Origin of the sequence: Streptacidiphilus sp. MAP5-3, from assembly GCF_041262505.1 — a bacterium.
GTDB lineage: Bacteria > Actinomycetota > Actinomycetes > Streptomycetales > Streptomycetaceae > Streptacidiphilus.
The window spans coordinates 1-16,952 of sequence record NZ_JBGCCL010000012.1 but is presented as its reverse complement, the minus strand read 5'-3'; the positions used below and the strand labels follow the sequence as shown (position 1 = coordinate 16,952).

14 protein-coding genes are annotated in these 16,952 nt (G+C 72.9%); 9 read left to right on the top strand and 5 right to left on the bottom strand.

What is annotated here, in order from left to right:
• Positions 1-321 precede the first annotated feature (321 nt).
• Positions 322-1,794: a hypothetical protein gene (locus ABH928_RS19245; RefSeq protein ID WP_370068003.1), complete on the top strand. Its 1,473-nt coding sequence runs from the start codon at positions 322-324 to the stop codon at positions 1,792-1,794.
• Positions 1,795-1,851: 57 nt separating this feature from the next.
• Here the strand turns inward: ABH928_RS19245 and ABH928_RS19240 are convergent, their stop codons facing one another.
• Positions 1,852-2,415 (bottom strand): PAS domain-containing protein, encoded by a 564-nt coding sequence (locus ABH928_RS19240; RefSeq protein WP_370068000.1) that lies wholly within the window; start codon positions 2,413-2,415, stop codon positions 1,852-1,854.
• 366 nt (positions 2,416-2,781) lie between these two features.
• Here ABH928_RS19240 and ABH928_RS19235 point away from each other — a divergent pair, with 366 nt between their 5' ends.
• The 4 genes from ABH928_RS19235 to ABH928_RS19220 all read left to right on the top strand — a co-directional run bounded on the left by ABH928_RS19235 (position 2,782) and on the right by ABH928_RS19220 (position 8,065).
• Entirely contained in the window at positions 2,782-4,236 is a 1,455-nt protein-coding gene (locus tag ABH928_RS19235; RefSeq protein WP_370067998.1) for a HEAT repeat domain-containing protein, read from the top strand.
• Positions 4,237-4,509: 273 nt separating this feature from the next.
• A complete protein-coding gene (locus ABH928_RS19230) occupies positions 4,510-5,802 on the top strand; it encodes a glycosyltransferase family 4 protein (protein ID WP_370067996.1) in 1,293 nt (430 codons plus the stop codon).
• An 11-nt stretch (positions 5,803-5,813) separates the two neighbouring features.
• On the top strand, positions 5,814-7,049 hold the full coding sequence (locus ABH928_RS19225) for a glycosyltransferase (protein WP_370067994.1): 1,236 nt from the start codon (positions 5,814-5,816) through the stop codon (positions 7,047-7,049).
• Positions 7,046-8,065, top strand: a complete 1,020-nt coding sequence (locus tag ABH928_RS19220) for an SGNH/GDSL hydrolase family protein (protein WP_370067992.1) — start codon at positions 7,046-7,048, stop codon at positions 8,063-8,065. Before ABH928_RS19225 ends, ABH928_RS19220 begins: the two co-directional genes overlap by 4 nt.
• On the opposite strand, the gene ABH928_RS19215 is transcribed toward ABH928_RS19220, so the two are convergent.
• The 3 genes from ABH928_RS19215 to ABH928_RS19205 form a co-directional block, all read right to left on the bottom strand.
• Entirely contained in the window at positions 7,975-9,081 is a 1,107-nt protein-coding gene (locus ABH928_RS19215; RefSeq protein ID WP_370067990.1) for a WD40/YVTN/BNR-like repeat-containing protein, read from the bottom strand. The genes ABH928_RS19220 and ABH928_RS19215 overlap by 91 nt on opposite strands.
• A 147-nt stretch (positions 9,082-9,228) precedes the next feature.
• Complete coding sequence (locus ABH928_RS19210) at positions 9,229-10,812, bottom strand: 5-oxoprolinase/urea amidolyase family protein (protein WP_370068325.1); 1,584 nt, start codon at positions 10,810-10,812, stop codon at positions 9,229-9,231.
• Between the two features lie 70 nt (positions 10,813-10,882).
• Positions 10,883-11,644 carry a LamB/YcsF family protein gene (locus ABH928_RS19205; protein ID WP_370067988.1) on the bottom strand — a complete coding sequence of 254 codons (762 nt, stop codon included), beginning with the start codon at positions 11,642-11,644 and terminating at the stop codon, positions 10,883-10,885.
• A gap of 390 nt (positions 11,645-12,034) precedes the next feature.
• Here ABH928_RS19205 and ABH928_RS19200 point away from each other — a divergent pair, with 390 nt between their 5' ends.
• The 3 genes from ABH928_RS19200 (at position 12,035) to ABH928_RS19190 (ending at position 15,497) form a co-directional block, all read left to right on the top strand.
• Complete coding sequence (locus ABH928_RS19200) at positions 12,035-12,814, top strand: aquaporin (protein WP_370067986.1); 780 nt, start codon at positions 12,035-12,037, stop codon at positions 12,812-12,814.
• A gap of 153 nt (positions 12,815-12,967) precedes the next feature.
• The gene (locus ABH928_RS19195; RefSeq protein WP_370067984.1) at positions 12,968-14,464 is read left to right on the top strand and encodes a hypothetical protein; all 1,497 of its coding nucleotides are present in this window, start codon (positions 12,968-12,970) and stop codon (positions 14,462-14,464) included.
• Positions 14,465-14,624: 160 nt separating this feature from the next.
• On the top strand, positions 14,625-15,497 hold the full coding sequence (locus ABH928_RS19190) for a hypothetical protein (protein ID WP_370067982.1): 873 nt from the start codon (positions 14,625-14,627) through the stop codon (positions 15,495-15,497).
• Between the two features lie 49 nt (positions 15,498-15,546).
• Here the strand turns inward: ABH928_RS19190 and ABH928_RS19185 are convergent, their stop codons facing one another.
• The gene (locus ABH928_RS19185) at positions 15,547-16,146 is read right to left on the bottom strand and encodes a cation transporter (protein WP_370067980.1); all 600 of its coding nucleotides are present in this window, start codon (positions 16,144-16,146) and stop codon (positions 15,547-15,549) included.
• Positions 16,147-16,438: 292 nt separating this feature from the next.
• Here ABH928_RS19185 and ABH928_RS19180 point away from each other — a divergent pair.
• On the top strand, positions 16,439-16,952 hold a 514-nt coding region (locus tag ABH928_RS19180; RefSeq protein WP_370067978.1), incomplete at its 3' end, for a hypothetical protein.

The window sequence follows — 16,952 nt, the reverse complement described above, 5'->3', positions numbered from 1 at the left end:
GCCGGTCGGCCGGGGGTGGGTCGACCGCTGGTGGGGTGGCGCGCTGCCGCCGAACGGGCCGGAACCCGGTCGGCGCACCCTGGGGAGTTGCGTCTCCCGGGCCAGCCCTGGCGCGTGGCGACTGCGCGCCACCCCATACGCCACACCCGTAACCCGGAGGTCCGGCCGGCGAACCGACCAGGTCGAGGTGGCGCGTCTCTACAACACACCGAGTCACCGGGAGCGTGGCAGCTAGCGAACCCTGGCGAACCCTGGCGAATGCTCGCCTGGCACATGACGGGTGGCTAGCCTCGAAAGCGCCGAGGAACCTGGGGGCTTGACGTGAACAGAGGGCCGAACACCCGACTCGCCGACCTTTTCGCCCTCACGGGTTGGTCCAAGGGCGAGTTGGCGCGGATGGTCAACCGCCGTGGGGCGGCGGCCGGTCAGCAGCAGCTGTCGACCGACACCTCACGGGTGCGCCGCTGGATCGAGCGCGGGGAGATCCCGCGTGATCCGGTGCCACGCATTCTCGCGGCTCTGTTCAGTGAGCAGCTCGGTCGAGTTGTCACGCCGGAGGACCTCGGCTTAGCACGGGAGCGGAACAACGGGCCGGGCGTGCGAGGAGGCACGCCCGACAGCTCGAGACCGTCACCAGGGCAGACGGCCGCGGTCCTCACCGAGTTCACGGGAATGGACCTCATGCTCAATCGACGCGGACTGATGGGAGCGAGCACCGCGCTCGCCGCGGGCGCCGTGATCGCCAACCCCATGTACGACTGGATGCGCTCGCCGGCCGCCACGCCGCCACCGGGTGACTCCGCCACGGTGGTGCGCAGCCCCTCGGCGCTGCCCGCGCTCGACTTCTACGAGGCGGGGCCTGTCGGCGAGGAGGAGGTCAAGGCACTGGAGGCCTCCGTCGAGGTGTTCCGCCAGTGGGACGCCTCACGTGGCGGCGGGTTGCAGCGCAAGGCGGTGGTCGGCCAGTTGAACGAGGTCGGCGGCATGCTGACCTACGATCACCCCGACTACCTGCGACGCCGGTTGTGGAGCGTCGCAGCCAACCTGGCCGTACTGGCCGGGTGGATGTCGCACGACGTCGGTCTGGAGCCGACGGCGCAGAAGTACTTCGTCATGGCCGTCCACGCCTCCCGCGAGTCCGAGGACCGGCCGCGGGCCAGCGAGGCCCTGGCGCGCGCGGCGCGTCAGATGGTCCACCTGGGCCGCCCCGGCGACGCACTGGACCTGATGCGGGTGGCGGACGCCGGGACGGACAGGGAGACTCTGCCGCGCACCCGCGCCATGCTGCGCACCGTCGAGGCCTGGGCGCACGCGTCTTTGGGCCACAGCCAGGCGACGCGTCGCACGCTGGGGGAGGCCGAGGACCTGTTCGCGCAGGACAAGGGCGATCCTGGCCCCAGTTGGCTGCAGTTCTTCGACCTTGCCGATCTGCACGGCATGCAGGCGCTCACCTATCGCACGCTGGCCGACCACGACCCCACCGCATCCCCGCTGGCGCAGCGCCACGCGCACCTGGCTCTCCAACTGCGTTCGGGCGGGCACGAGCGGTCGATGCTCTTCGACAACATCTCCATGGCATCCGCCTGCTACCTGGCGAACAAGCCCGACGAGGCACAGCGTTACGCGCAGCTCGCGCTCAGCGCCACCAGCGAGATGTCCTCGCACCGCACCTGGGACCGGCTGCGCCAGATGTACCGGCTGACCGCGCGCTACGAGAAGCTGCCCGCGGTCTCCGAGTTGCGGACGGAGATCTCCCAGGTCATGCCTCGCCCGGTCAAGCCGCAGATCGTCTAGCCGCAGCGGGAACGGCTCGGCCGGATGCCGATCCGGCCGTTCAGGCTGCGGTGCCGTTCACGCTGGTGTGCGGCCGAGGTCGCGTAGCGCCAGCCAGACGGCCTCGACATAACCGTCCGCGGCGAGTTGGGGCGCGCCCACGCAGTGGACCGACCGCACCGTGCCGTCGCCGAGTTGGAGCCGGAACTCGGCGTCTATCGGCTTGCCGTCGACCAGCGCGGCGGTGAGCAGCCCGGAGACCGTCCGGCGGTCCTCGGGGTGCAGCGCGCCCGGGAGTTGATCGAGGGTCAGCGGGCCCTCGTGCGGTGCCCGGGCGAAGATCCGGTACATCTCGGCGGACCAGTCCACCGCGTCGTGGACCAGGTCCCACTCCGCGTCGCCCAGCAGCGCGCCACCCTCGGCAGCCCCCGGCCCGCCCCCGTGCCCACTCGCGGGCCGGGCCACGGGCGCGTCGAGGGTGAGCGCGGCGGTGCACCGCTCCAGTTCAGCCAGGTGCGAACAGGCGTGCGCGAGCAGTGCCCGCTCGGAGCGGTCCCGGCAGTCGGCGATCGAGGCCTCCAGCTGTGCGCGGACCGCAGCCAGCTGCTGCGGAAGCGACGGGGGAGGGAGTTGGGGGTGCATGGCGTCCCACGGTTGCTTGGGGTGACCCGCTGACCGTCACGACTCTCGCACAGCGCGTTGCGACGGGGGGTGGCTTTCCGGGAAGTAGGACCAAGTTTTGCCTTTGGCATATGCCGCAAGATCGTGCCACCGTGGACACGCAGGCCTCGAGTCCACCGGTGAGCGTCCACGAACGATCTGGGTGACCTTGTCCGTGTGTGCGGAGAGTGCACACGGACGGTAAGATTCCGTGCTTCCGGCTGACGAGCCCGACGGCCGGTGACACAATCCACCCGCGGCCACCGTCGCGGACCCGAACCGACCCGGCCACCGCCGGGTGCACGAAATTCCATTGCCACCAGGACCGCCGCAACGGATGCTGACCTCATGTTCGAGCCCGCGATAGCGCCCAGCGCCTCCCTTCTCGGCCTGCTTCAGCGGGGCCGCGGGGACGGCACCCTGCACGCTCTGGCGGCCGAGCGTCACGAAGCGCTCGCCGCCCTGGACGAGTGCGTCACCAGAGACCCCCGCCGCGACTGGCAGGTCGAGAACCGCTCCCTGTACTACGCACGCCTCTACATGGAGCTGGAGGCGCCGCTGACCGGCCTGGAGGAGCACCTCTTCTGCGCCTGGGACACCCTCGACGAGTGCGAGTCACGCACCGGTTTGACCCTCGCCGTGCTGGGACGCCTGGTCGGCTACGGCCGCCGCGACGCGCTGCAGCTGCTGCACCGCTACGCCGCGCACGGCAGCAACTGGGCCTGGGCCCTGGACGAACTGGCCGTGCGGGAGACTGACGACGGCCTGCGCGCCCTCGCCGCCGCCGTGCTGGACCGCTTCCCCGAGGACCCCGAGGGCGACGCCGCTCTGCGCGCGGCCGTCCGTGATGCCTACGAGCCCAGGCCCTGGCACCTGTGGGCGGCCGACCATCCCCGCGTCGCCGCGGCCACCGAGCGGGCCCCCTTCGACCTGTGGCAGCGCCAGCTGGACCGCCCGGAGACGCCGGAGTGGAGCACCGCCGCCGTCCTCGCCTGGGCGGACGCGGGCAGCGGCGTTCCGAGCCAGAGGGCCGACGCCGGCCGCGGCGCTGATGACCGCGCCGAGGCCCGGGCCGCAGTCCGCCGCGCCGCCGCGGGCGCCCGGCTGCTCGCCGCCGTGGCCGGGCCGGCCGACGCGCCGCTGCTCCGCGACACCGCGCGGACCGCTGCGACCGGTGCACGCTGCGCGGCCCTGCGCCACCTGGCCGAGAACGACGACGTGTGCGCTCCCGAACTGATCGAGCTCGCCGCCGAGGACCTGTCGGAGCCGATCGCCGACTTCGCCCTGGACACCCTGGGTCGGATGCGCGGCGCGCGCATCCTCGTCCACGCCCGTGCCTGGGCCGCGCGACCTGCCGGTGGTCGTCTCGCCCGGACCGCTGCCAAACTCCTCGCGTGTGTGGGCGGCCCCGAGGACGCGCCACTCGTGGTCAACGCCCTGCACCAGCGGGTCTCGGACACGGGCGCGGACGGCGACGACCTGTGCGCCCTCGTCGAGGGCGTCGGCCGGCTGGAGGCCGGTCAGGCGGTGTCGGTGCTCCGGCACATCTACGCGGAGACGGTCTGTTCCCAGCTTCGCCTGAGCGCGGCACGCGGACTCGCCGTGATCGACCCCTACTTCGCGACCGGCGCGGCTGTCGAGTGCCTCTGGGACTGCGAGGAGGCCACCCGCGAGCTGGCCGCGCGGCACGTGCTCACCAAGGGCGACGGCCGGGTCCTCGACCGCCTGCGCCGCCTCGCCGCCGATCCCGGCGAGAAGGCCGAGGTCCACGCCGCCGTCCGGGGCCGCCTCAGCTCTGGCTGACGGCTGGGCCGGGGGCCGCGGGGCCGGACGCTGGTTGCGGCGTGCAGCGGGTGGTGGCCGGCGGGTGGCCAGCAGCGGACGGAGCGTGGCGAGCGGTAGTGGGCACGCGGCGGCGTGCCGGACCGTCCCCGGTGTCGGTCGCGCCACCCGGGCCCCAGCAATCCCGCAGCTCGTGGCGGTGCGTACGCGCAGCGAGAGAGGATTCGCGCGGCGTTCGCCGGTCGGTCAGATCGACGTGCCCCCCTGCACGCCGCGGCTCGGAATAACGCAGTCATGCGTGTCGTCCTCGTCACCGAGTCCTTCCCGCCCGACATCAACGGCGTCGCCCACTCCGTGCTCCGCACCGCGGAACACCTGATCCGGCGCGGCCACGAACCCCTCGTCATCACTCCCGCCCCGGCCGGTCCGGTCGGGGCGCCCGACCCCTGCCCGGTCGTCCGGGTCCCGGCGATCCCGCTGCCCGGGTACCCACAGGTCCGTATCGCCCTGCCCAGCCGCAAGCTGGAGCAGCTGATCGCCGGGCACCGGCCGGACGTGGTCCACCTGGCCAGCCCGTTCCTGCTCGGTGCGCGCGGCATGGCGGCGGCCGAGCGCCTCGGTCTGCCGACGGTCGCGGTCTACCAGACCGACATCGCCGGGTACGCGCGCGCCTACCGGGCGGGCAGCACGCTCGGCGAGGCGGCGGCCTGGCGGCGGCTGCGCACCGTCCACTGCGCCGCTGACCGGACCCTGGCCCCGTCCACCCCCGCCGCGCAGGACCTCACCGCACACGGCATCCCCCGGGTGCACCTGTGGCGGCGCGGCGTCGACTCGGTGCGGTTCCACCCGCGCCACCGCGACGAGGCGCTGCGACGGGAACTCGCCCCCGGCGGCGAGGTGCTGGTCGGCTACGTCGGCCGACTGGCCCCCGAGAAGCGTGTCGACCTGCTGGCGCAGACCGTGGCACTGCCCGGCGTCCGGGTCGTCGTCGTCGGCGACGGACCGAGCGAGCAGGCCCTGCGGCAGAGTCTGCCGGGAGCCGTCTTCCTCGGCCGCCGCACCGGCGACGAACTGGCCGCGCTCTACGCCTCGTTCGACGTCTTCGCGCACACCGGACCGATGGAGACCTTCTGCCAGACCATCCAGGAGGCCATGGCCAGTGGCATCCCGGTCGTCGGCCCGGCGGTCGGCGGACCGCTGGACCTGATCGCCCATCAGCGCACCGGCTTCCTGGTACCGCCGCGTGACGGAACGGCGGTGGCCCGGGCGGTCGAACAGCTGGCGGCCGATCCGGAGTTGCGCGCCCGCTTCGGCACGGCAGGCCGGGCCGAGGTCGAGTCGCGTACCTGGCAGTCCGTCGGTGACGAGCTGATCGAGCACTACCGGCACGTCATCGGCACTGCGGACACGTCGGGCACGTCGGGCACGACGGACACGACGGGTGCGGCGCGCACTGCGGGAACGTCGCGGCCCGTGTCCTATGTCGGCGCGGTCGGTCCTGCGGCGGACGCGGACACGACCGCGGAGCCCACGACACTGGAGCCCACGCCCGCCCCGCCCACGCCTGCCGCTCCTGCGGCGGCGTAGGGGGCGCGGCCATGGGACTCCGCATCGTCCGCGTCGCCAACTTCGTCACCCCCACCTCGGGCGGCCTGCGCACCGCGCTGCGCCGCCTGGGGGAGGGCTTCCTGGCGGCCGGACACCGACCCGTCCTGGTCGTTCCCGGCCCGGAGGCGTCCGATCAGGAGACCGAGCAGGGCCGGGTGATCACGTTGCCCGCCCCGCTCGTCCCCGGTATGGGCGGCTACCGGGTGCTGCGGGACCGCGCCCGGGTGGCAGACCTCCTGGCCCGGCTCCGCCCGGACCGGCTGGAGGTCTCCGACCGGACCACGCTGCGCTGGACCGGCCGTTGGGCACACGACCACGGCGTCCCCTCCGCGATGGTCTCCCACGAGAGTCTCGACGGCGTGCTGCGGGTCTGGGGCGTGCCCGGCCCGGTGGCGAGCCGCGCCGCGGACCGACTCAACGCACGCAGCGCCCGCGCCTATACCCGGATCATCTGCACCACGGACTGGGCCGCGGCCGAGTTCCGTCGCATCGGTACACCCAACCTCGTCCTGGCGCCGCTCGGCGTCGATCTGACGATACGTCACCCCGGCTGCCACGACCCGGCGCTGCGCGCCTCATGGGCGCGGCCCGGGGAGATCCTGCTGGTCCTCTGCTCCCGTCTCTCCCCGGAGAAGCGCCCCGAGCGGGCGCTCGACGCCCTGGCCGAGCTGCGCAGTCGAGGCGTGCCCGCCGTCCTGGTCGTGGCGGGCGACGGGCCGCTGCGGGCCCGGATGGCCGCCCGCATCGAACGGGACGGGCTGCCCGCCCGAATGCTCGGCCATGTCGCCTCTGCCGAACGCCTCTCCGCCGTCCTCGCCACCGCCGACGTCGCCCTCGCCCCGGGGCCGGTCGAGACCTTCGGCCTCGCCGCACTCGAAGCCCTGGCCTCCGGCACCCCGGTCGTGGCCAGTGCCTCCTCCGCCCTGCCTCCCATCCTCGGCCCGGCGGGCCTCCCGGCGGCGGACACCGGCGCAGCCTTCGCCGATGCCGTCCAGCGGCTGCTGGACCGACCGGAGAACCGACGCCGTGCCGTTGCTCGGGCGCGGGCCGAGCAGTTCGGCTGGTCGACCGCGGTCGACGCCTTCCTCGCTGCTCACGAGGTCCCCTCCAGTGAGCCTGCACCGGCGCCCACGAGCCTGGCTGCGACGGCCGCGCCCTTCGCCGCCGATCTCGTCCCACCACCCGCAGTCCCACCCTGCGCACCTCCGGAAGGAGCCCCGCGATGACCCCACTTCGTGTCTCCGCACTCGGCGACTCCCTCACCGAGGGGCTCGGCGATCCCGTCCCCGGCGGCTGGCGCGGCTGGGCGGCACTGCTGGCCGACAGCCTCACCGCCGAGCCGGAGGGCCCCGACGGCGTCGCCTTCGTCAACCACGCCACCAGCGGCGCGCAGACCGCCGACGTGCTGCGCCGTCAGCTCCCCGAGGCCCGGGCCCGACGGCCGCACCTCGCCGCCGTGCTGGTCGGCGTGAACGACACGCTACGGGCCACCTATGACATCCATGCCGTCGCCCGGCACCTCGACACCGCCTTCGGCAGCCTGGTCGAGGACGGGACGGTGCTGCTGACCGCCTGCCTGCCCGACCCCGGACGCATGCTCGGGCTGCCCACCGCACTGGCCCGCCCGCTCGGTCGGCGGATGGCGAGCGTGAACACCGTCGTCCATGCGCTGTCGGACCGCTACGAGGCCGTCCACGTGTGCGTGGCCGACCACGACTGGATCCACGACCCGGCCATGTGGTCCGTGGACCGGCTGCACCCGAGCGAGAGCGGGCACCGGGCTCTGGCCCGGGCGTTCCACCACGAACTCGCCGAGCGCGGCGTGCCCGTTGGACCCGCCCCCGACCTCGACACGGACGGCATCGCCCCGAGCCGGACCGCCCAGATCCTCTGGATGGCGACCATGGGCACGCGTTGGGTGCTCGACCGCTGCACCGATCTGCTGCCCGACCTGCTCCGGCTCGCCGCGGCCGAGCGCCGCGACAGCCGTGGCGGCGACCTGCTCGACCACGACGCCGCCGAGCAGACCGCCGCAGCACTGCGCGCCCTGCCCTGCCCGATGCTCTACCCGACGCCGTACTCGACGCAGCGTCAGCCCGTCGCCGTTCTGCCGACCACCGTTCAGCCCATCGCCGTCGAGTCCATCGGCGTTCAGCCCAGCGTGGCCGCGCGGACGCAGAGCACGGTGGGCAGATGCTCGTGGAGCAGCGCCCAGGTCTCGCCCTCGTCGGCGCTGCCGTAGACCTCGCCGTTCTTGTTGCCGAAGTAGATGCCGGCCGGCTCGCCCTGGTCGGTGGTGAGCGCGTCGCGCAGCACGATGCCGAAGTGCTCGCCCTGCGGCAGGCCCTTCTCCAGCGCCTGCCAGGTCTCGCCCGCGTCGTCGGTGCGGTAGACCCGGCAGCGGTGCTCGGGGGCGAGCCGCTCGTAGTCCGCCACCAGCGGGAACACGTACGCGGTGTCGCCCCGGTGCGGGTGGGCGACCACGGGGAAGCCGAAGTCGGCGGGCAGGCCCGCGTCGATGCGTTTCCACAGCGCGCCGCCGTCGTCGCTGCGGTAGACGCCGCCGTGGTTCTGCAGGTAGAGCCGGTCCGGGTCGACCGCGTCCGTCGAGATCTTGTGCACGCACTGGCCGAACTCGGGCAGCCGGTTCTCCTCCGGGAAGAAGCGTGCCTCGATCCCGGTGTTCGCGGGCTCCCAGCTCGCGCCCGTGTCGGCGGAGCGGTAGACACCGCCGGAGGAGACCGCGATCGTCAACCGTGCCGGGTCGCGCGGATCGAGGATGATCGTGTGCAGGCCCTGGCCGCCGAAGCCCGCGCCCCACTGCTCCCGCTGCGGATGCCGCCACAGGGCCTCGACCAGGGCGAACGACGTGCCGCCGTCCTCGGAGCGGAACAGCGCGGCGGGCTCCGTGCCCGCGTAGACGACGCCCGGCTCGTCCGGCCCGGCGGGCTGCAGCTGCCAGGCCCGGACCAGCGAGGCTCCTGTGCTCTCGGGGAACCCGATGGCCGGCCTGGCCGGCTCCTGCCAGGTGGCGCCGAAGTCGTCGGAGGTGAAGACGGACGGGCCCCAGTGGCTGGAGTCGGCGCCGACCAGGATCCGTGGTGTGTCGCCGCGCAGATCGAAGGCGACTGAGTAGACGCCCTCCATCAGGAAGTGGGGGCCCGTCCACTCCCACGACCGACGGTCCTTGCTCCGGGCCAGGAAAAGGCCCTTCGCCGTGCCCACGGCGAGCAGCGTTCCGGCCGTACCGCCAACCATGCCGACCACCTCCGTACTGAGGCTGAACTCATGCTGATTTCTTCGGACGGTTGCAGTCTGGACCCGTTACGGCCCGAAGTCCCGCGCAACACAAATCGAACCCACGAACGAGTGAGCGCGCGTATCCTGCCGCGCGCTGGTAGCCCCTCAGCGCAGCGGGCCGGAGACCGGGACGAAGCGGACCGGCGCGCCCGGAACGGCCTGGGCCGCGGCAGCCAGATCGGCCTCCGGGACCACGCCGATCACCGGATAGCCGCCCGTGGTGGGGTGGTCGGCGAGGAACACCACCGGCATCCCGTCCGGCGGCACCTGCACCGCGCCCAGCACCATGCCCTCGCTCGGCAACTCGCTCAGACCCTGCCCTGGCGCGTGCCGCCTGACCAGGGCGGGCCCGTCCGTCAGCCGGAGCCCGACCCGGTTGCTCTGCGGCGACACCCGGTACCGGGCAGCGGCCAGCACGCGCAGCGCGTCCGCGTCGAACCAGTCCCGGCGCGGGCCCGGCGAGAGCCGCAGCACCACCTCGTCCCGGTCGGTCGGCGCGGAGAGCGGCAGCCAGTCCACGGACGGCGGCCCGTCCCCGGCCGGGGCGGCCGGGCCGAGCGGCAGGACCGCACCGGCGGCGAGCGGCTCCGGGCCGAGCCCGGAGAGCAGGTCCGTGGACCGGCTCCCCAGCACCGGGGCCACGGCGAAACCGCCGTCCATCGCGAGGTAGCACCGCAACCCGGTCGTCACCGTGCGCACCTCGATCAGCTCCCCGGCGCGGACCCGGGCCGCCGCGCCCCACGCCGCCGTCCGACCGCCGACCCGGACCGGCGCGGGCGCGCCCGTGACCGCGACCCAGGCGTCGGCCTCGGCCCGCAAGGCGATCCCGCCCAGCGTCGCCTCGACCACGGCCGCGTCCGCAGGGTTGCCCACCAGCGCGTTCGCCCGCGCCGCCGCCGGCCGGTCCAGCGCACCCGCGTGCGGCACGCCGAGCGCCGCCACTCCGGGGCGGCCCTCGTCCTGCACCGTCGCCAACGGCCCCGGCCGCACGACGGTGACCGCGCGGGCCGAGCCCGGAACGACCGCTTCGGGCGACTTAGCAGCCGACCCTCCGGCCATGGATCCGGCCGACTCGGCGCTCGCCCGGACCGCCGTGAACCGCACGCGCGTTCCCGGCGCCAGCAGCGCGGCCGGATCACGCGACGGGTCCCACAGCGGCAGCGTCGTCCGTCCGATCAGCTGCCATCCGCCCGGCGAAGGCCCCGGGTACACCCCGGTGTACGCGCCGCCCAGTGCCACCGAACCCGCCGGAACCCGCGTCCGCGGCGTGGCCCGACGGGGCACCGCCAGCCGTTCCGGCAGCCCCGTCAGATACGCGAACCCGGGTGCGAACCCGCAGAAGGCCACCCGGAACTCGCACGCCGCATGCAGGCGCGTCGCCTCCCCGGTCGGCACGCCCCACAGCGCCGCGACGTCGGTCAGGTCCTCGCCGTCGTAGACGGTCGGGACCTCCACCAGCGGCCCCTCGCCGACCGGCAGCGCATGCGGCTGCCAGCCGCCCAGCCACCGGGCCAGGGCGCGCACCTGCCCCGCGTCGGCCAGACCGTCGACGAGCACCGTCCGTGCCGCAGGGACCAACTCGGCACCTGCGTTCAGGCTGCCTGCCTGCTGACGTTCCGTCAGATCAGCCAACAGCGCGGCGACCTGCTCGTCCGAACCCACCTCGGCGAGCAGCGCCCGCAGTCCCATCGGGCGGACCGTCACCGCCATCCTCTGCACTCCGTCCCCGATATCCGGCCTCCTCGCCTCACTGACGGGTTCACGCAAAGGCCTGGATCCGCACGCCCGCAGCCTCCAAAGCCGCACGGACCCGCACCGCGAGCGCCGCCGCGCCCGGGGTGTCACCGTGCAGGCACAGTGAAGCAGCCGCCACTGACAGTCGCGTCCCGTCGAGCGCGACGACTTCACCGCCTGAAGCGATCGACAGCGCCTGGGCGACTACGGCGTCCGCTCCCTGCAGCACCGCGCCGGGCTCGCCGCGCGGCACCAGTGTGCCCTCGGGTGTGTAGGCGCGGTCGGCGAAGGCCTCGGCCACCGTCGGCAGGCCCGCGTCGGCCGCGGCGCGGAGCAACGCCGAATCCGGCAGGCCCAGCAGCGGCAGCTCGCGCCCGAAGGCCCGGGCGAAGCCGGTGACCGCGTCCGCCACGGCGCCCGCCTGCGCCACGTCGTGCACGGCGCGGTTGTAGAGCGCGCCGTGCGGCTTCACGTAGGCGACAGCCGCCCCGGCCTGCCGGGCGAAGACCTCCAACGCGCCGATCTGGTACAGCAGTTCGTCCGCCAGCTCGGCTCGCGGCACGTCCATCGCGCGCCGCCCGAAGCCCGCCAGGTCCCGGTAGGAGACCTGCGCCCCGATCCGCACCCCCCGCTCGGCGGCCTGCTCGCAGACCCGGCGCATGGTGACCGGGTCGCCCGCATGAAAGCCACAGGCGACGTTGGCGCTGGTCACCACCCGTAGTAGCGCCTCGTCGTCGGTCAGCGTCCAGCGGCCGAAACCCTCGCCCAGGTCGGCGTTGAGATCCATGATCAGCGCACCTCCTGCGGCGATCGTATGCCGCTCCGCCGCCGCTTCGGGGCAGCTCCGGAGCAGCGGCGCCGTGGAGGCGGTGCAACGGCGGCGCGGTGGCCGGTGACATGTCGACAGAGAAGACAGAGAAGACAGAGACATCGACATGGCGACACGGCCGTGGGTCGGCGGCATCATCCCCGCTGTCGCGGCGGTTCGCCGAGTGAGGCGGGTCCATCCGGCAAAGATCACCCGCGCGGACGATCTCCAACAGCCGTGTGCGAACAGTCGATCTACGCTCCCGATGTATGCCGTGTCCCACGCACGGCCCCAGCGACCCAGACCCGAAGTGACCAGACCCGTAGTGACCCAGACCTTTCCCGAAGGCATTCCCACAAGGAGGCACCGATGGGAAACACACGCATCTTCCTCGCCGAGGCTCTCGGTACGGCGATTCTGATCATCGGCGGCGTGGGAACCGCCGTGTTCGACGCCGACCGGGCCGGGGTGCTCGGCGTGGCCCTCGCCTTCGGCATCAGCCTGGCGGTCGCCGCATACCTGATCGGGCCGATCTCCGGCTGCCACATCAATCCGGCGATCACGGCGGCCATGGCCGTGGTCCGCAAGACGCCCGGCCGACTGGTGCCGTACTACCTCGGCGGTCAGATCGTCGGCGGCCTCTTCGGTGCCCTGCTGATCTGGGCCGTAGCCCAGGGCCGCCCCGGCTTCACAGCGGTAGGCGTCGACGGCAAACCGACCGTCGTCTCCGTGAGCGAGGCCGGTTTCGCCTCGAACGGTTACGGCATCCACTCGCCGGACCACTACAACCTCGGTGCGGTCATCCTGGCCGAGATCGTTGCCACCGCGGTCTTCGCCGTGGTCGTGCTCGGCACGACGGCCAAGGGTTTCCCGGTGCCGATGGGCGGACTGGTCGCGGGCGTCGGGCTGGTGCTGGTGCACCTGGTGACCATCCCGGTCAGCAACACCTCGGTGAACCCGGTGCGTTCACTGGCAACGGCGATCTTCCAGCACGGTTGGGCGCTGAGTCAGCTCTGGGTCTTCCTCGTCTTCCCGCTGGTCGGCGGCGCACTCGCCGGCCTCGGCTGGCTCGCCCTCGGGCAGGCGCAGACGGCCGCGGCCGTCACCGCCGACTCGGAACTGGCCACTGCCTCGGCCGGGGGAGACTAGGACGACCCTACGGAAATCCGGGACACGGGGGCCTGCGTGAGGAAGAGTGCGAGGAAGTCGGTCACGCCACCGCGTTCGTGATGATGCGGAACAGACCGGGATGATCCGTGCCGTTTGGGACGTTGTCCGTCCGAGCCTCTACGCTAGGCCCCCGTGACCACCACCGCCGAAGCAGCACGCCCAGCGCCGGGCCCGGCGGCCGACGAGGGCCTCGCCCGTCGGCTGCGCGCCTTGGCGTGCACCGCGCCGCTGCACGACCTCGACAGCCGCAAGGCCAACCTGGCCGGCGAGTACGCGGTCTACGGCATGGCCGAGGTCGGGCTCTCCGCGATCGACCTGGTCACCCTGCACATGGACTTCGACACCGGCGCCGACCGGGACGAGGTCCTGGCCCGGCTCCAGCCGCGCGTCGCCGCGCAGGCCCCCGAGCGCCCCTGGCGGGAGCACGAGCGGGTCGCCAAATGGGTGCTCGAGTCGCTGATCAACGTCGGCAGCGTCGACCGCGGCTTCCGCGCCGTCTACGGCACCTTCGCGTCCGACGGCACGTACATCCGCCGGGACTACGACTTCAAGCTGATCGAGGAGGTCCCTGGCACCGACGGCGGGGTCTACCTCCGCACCACCGACGAGGCCGTCAACGTCCTGGTCGGCGCGCTGGACACCGACGTCACCTCCGCGCAGATCGCCGCCGAGGTCAAGCTGGAGGTGCTGATCCGGCGCGGGCGCCTGGCCGACGCGCAGCTGGCCGCCGAGCAGGCCCGCTACCGCACGGTCCAGTTCAGCGAGTTGCTGCGTCGCGCACTGGAGGCGACCCGCCGCAACGTCCGGGCGGTCGACTGGATGGAGACCGTCCCCGACCTCATCGCCGAGGCGCTGGAGCACATCGCCGACCGCTACCGCCACGAGAACGCGATCCTCACCAATATCCGCAGGGCACGCGACGAGGCGGAGGACCCCGAGCACCGGCGGCGTGCGGCCGAGCTGGTCGACATCGTCAAGGACTGCATCCGCCGGCACACCCAGTTGCAGACCCGCCTGCTGGAGGCCGGTCCGCTCTTCCGCGCCGAGCAGGACCGCCAGGCCTTCGCCACGCTCACCGTGCGCAGCGGGCTCGACCTCTATGGCCAGTTGCTCGCCCCCGTGCTCCCGCTGCCACTGGACCAGGCCTCGGCGGTCACCACGGCGTTCTTCCGCAAGGGCATGGGGCTGCGCACGCCCGGCGCGGTGCGCCTCACCGACCTGATCGACGTCCTGCTGACCCCGCCGGTCGAGCGCGAGCATCTGGGGGCGGAGCTCCCGGAGCCCGACCTGATCTCCACGCCGGACGACAGCCGTTTCTCCGACGAGCAGTTGGAGCACGCCCTCGCCCTGCTCGACCTTCCCCCGGACGCCCCCCGTCGGCTCTCCGGCCTGTTGGCCGAGGCGCGCCGGGCGGACCCGGAACTCCCGTACCTGGTCACCCTCCTGGCCGTCCACGCGGCAAGCCCCTCCGTCGGCACGGCGTACCGCCAGGGCGAGGAGCGGCTGCTCTTCGCCGTCGACGACGGGACGCGCCTGCAGGACGAGGAGTTCGGCGGAGCCGACCTGATCGTCGGCAGCGCGCTGCTGGATGCCGTGGGCATGGCGGCGGACCGTACGGAGGCGAGCTGATGCCGTACCTGGGGGCGCGGGGAACCGCGCGATCAACCACCCTGGGCGGATGGCCCGGCACGTTCAATGACTCACCACATGGGGTGGCTTGTCGCGCGGATCCCCGCGCCCCTGAGGGAGTTGCAACGGCTTCATCTGCATACCTTGAAGGACCGAAGTGATGACTGACGAAATCTACTACGCGCCTTCCACCGAAGGTCCTTCCCGTCCCGCACCGATCACCCCCGCCGACGTCGCCGACGCCGCGCGGCTCGTCTCCTTGGGCGTGCAGCCGAAGCTGCTGCCGTCCCGGGACACCGAGTACGCCGAGCTGATCCGGCGTTACCGGGACGACCCGGCCTTCGCGCGGCTCGCCGACGCGGTCGCGGCCGGGCTCGGCCTGATTGTGCTGGAGGTCTCCGCTCGGGCGGGCATGGCCGTCGCAGCCGCCGAGGACAGCGTCTTCGCCGTGCGGATGGGCGACTACTCGCGCCGCGCCGCGTCCGAGGCCACCGACCGCTTCCTGCACGGGCTGGCGCACCTCGCCGTCGCCGCGCTCGCGTTCCCGCGCCCTGAGGACCTCGCCGACGACGGCTACCTCGGCCGGATCACCGTCAACGGCGTGGACGCCTTCGTCCGGCAGGCCTGCCGCCGCCTGGAGGAGCAGGCCGACGTCGCCGGGGACAACACCGACCCGGTCAGCGACGCGCCCGGCCTGGAGGCGGCCTGGCGGGTCTACGCCCGCCGCAGCGCGACGGGTGCGACCAAGGACGCCCGACGCCTCGCCGGGTCGACCATCGGCATCGTGGGCAAGGCCGTCTCCTTCCTCGTCGACTCCGGCTTTCTGCAGAAGACCTCCGACGACTCCGGCGGTACCTACCGCACCACCGCCCGCTACCAGTTGCAGGTCCGGGACCTGGCCGGGAGCGCCGCGATGGAGGAGTTGCTGGCGCTCGGCATCGTGCCGGTCACCGACGGGACCGGCACGCTGCTGCCGCCGGACGACTCCGAGGACCTGGTCACCGACGCCGGACTCCCGTTCCACAGCGTCTGACCGCTTCGGCAAGACGGCAGCCCGCAGTTGCCCCTGCGGGAGCCGGTGGTCAGTGCTGGGCGAAGAAGATCTCGTTCGTCTCGCGGGCGGCGTAGTAGACCAGGACGTAGCCGGCGAGCGGGTCGGCCCACCACCAGCCGAGCGTGCTGTTCAGCACGAGGCCCACCAGGACCGCTGCGGCGAGCAGCCCGTCGATCAGGGTCACTCTGCCCTCGGTCTTGAGCACCGGGTTGTCCAAGGCGGCGCCGGTTCGGGCCTTGCCGGCGGCCAGCGCGAACATCACGGCGGCCGTCACCGCGGTCCACACGATGCCGAGCGCTGAGTGGTGCGGGTGGAAGCCGGCGACGAGCACGAGGGTGGACTGCACCAGCAGGTAGGCGGCCAGGAGGGAGAAGCCGATCCCGATCAGGCGAAGCGCGCGACGTTGCCTCTCCTCCCCGGTGCCGCTCAACTCCCAGACCACGACGGTGGAGGCGCCGATCTCGATCAGCGAGTCGAGGCCGAATCCGGCCAGGGCGACCGAGCGGGCGGAGATCGCGGCCACACCGAGGACCACGATGCCGACCACGTTCCAGGCCAGCGTCGTGTATTCCAGGGCGAAGCCCCGGCGGAGCAGGGTCGCGCGAGCAGCGTCATTCGAGGTGGTCACCCGGTGAGTCTCGCAAATGGGCATCACGTCACCGTCAGGGGCCCCGGGCGCTGACTGCCGGTCCGCCGCGAGCTCGCGCGCGAGCCCCGCACAGCCGAGCATCTCCTCTGTGGTGATGGTTCGTCATGTGTCGTGCCTCAGCTGCCGGGAGGGGAGCAGGCGGGGTGCGGCGAAACGCAAAGCGAACGCCATGGAGCCCCGCCGCACGCTCGGCAACCATGGTTGACGTGCGACGGAGGACCTCCCGCGAATGTGCGTCGGTCTCCGAAAATCGGACAAGGAAGGTCGCGAAATGCGTAAGTTGACAGTCGCCGCCGTCGGCGGAGTCGCCCTGATCGGCTCGCTCGGCCTGGGCGTCAGCAGCGCGAGCGCCAGCACGGTGTCGGCGAAGGCCGTCGGCCACCAGATGCAGCCCTACGCCGCCAACGGCACGTGGGTGCTGACGAGCGTCGCCACGGGCAAGTGCATCGACGACAGCAACTACGGGCTGCGGGACTTCGGTTGCCAGGACCAGAACGGTCCGTACGCCGGGTTCCAGCAGTTCCGCATCATGGGACAGCCCAACGGCACCGACGTGCTGCAGAGCGTCGCCACGGGCAAGTGCGTCGACGACAGCAGCTACGGGCTGCGGGACTTCGGTTGTCAGGACCAGAACGGTCCGTACGCCGCCTTCCAGCAGTTCACGATGTTCCTGGAGCCCAACGGCTCGGTCGTGCTGCAGAGCGTCGCCACGGGCAAGTGCGTCGACGACAGCAGCTACGGGCTGCGGGACTTCGGTTGTCAGGACCAGAACGGTCCGTACGCCG